1 protein-coding gene is annotated in these 870 nt (G+C 35.5%); it reads right to left on the reverse strand.

Annotation, left to right across the window (positions count from 1 at the left end):
• Nucleotides 1–870, reverse strand: an 870-nt coding sequence (locus tag LJD32_RS14975) for a PTS sugar transporter subunit IIC (RefSeq protein ID WP_227392824.1), incomplete at both ends; no start/stop codon positions are given.

The following is an 870-nucleotide window of genomic DNA, read 5'->3' on the forward strand; positions in this document are numbered from 1 at the left end:
GCTAAGAAACCAAATACGATTGGTGGAGTTGTCCAAGGTACTGTTAAACATGCAACTGGACAGAATCCGATAACTGTTAATACATAACCAATAATGATTGTGATTAATGGAGCAACTACGAATGGAATACCTAAGATTGGGTTTAATACCATTGGAATACCGAATGTAACTGTTTCATTGATGTTGAATAAACCTGGAACTAATGATAATGTAGCGATTGCTTTGTTATCTTCACGTTTACCAAAGATCATGATTGCGATTACTAAACCGATAGTAACACCTGAACCACCGAATTCACCCCACATTTGTAATGCATACATGTTGATGATGTTTGTTGGTTTTTCACCTTTGTTGAATTTTTCAACGTTTTCAAGTGCTAATGGTGTAAATAATGCTTCTTTTACTGCAGATAACATGTTGTTACCATGGATACCTACTAACCAGAATAACATGATTACTAAATAGATGATCATAACACCTGGAATTGTAGCACCTACAGCTCCTAAAGGACCTTGGATACCATTTTTGATAACATCATTTAAGTATAAACCAGTTAAGTTATAACATGCTGATCCAATACAAGCAGTGATAATTAAAGTAATAGTAGCTGGTACTAAAACTTCGAATGCACGAGCAACTCCTGGTGGAACTTGTTCTGGCATTTTAATTTTTAATGCATCTTGTTTTTCGAAGAAGCAGAATAATTCAACAGATAATACACCAATAATCATACCAGTGAATAAACCAGTAGCTCCTAATTCATTACCAGCGATACCAGTGAAAGCTTCTTTAGCTCCTTCTACCATGTGTGAAGTGTTTGTAACTGATAACCATGCAGCTAAACCTACTAAACCTGGAATGTAACCAGCT

Origin of the sequence: Faecalibacillus sp. TM498 (assembly GCF_020589955.1) — a bacterium.
GTDB classification, from domain to species: Bacteria; Bacillota_I; Bacilli_A; order Erysipelotrichales; family Coprobacillaceae; genus Faecalibacillus; species Faecalibacillus intestinalis.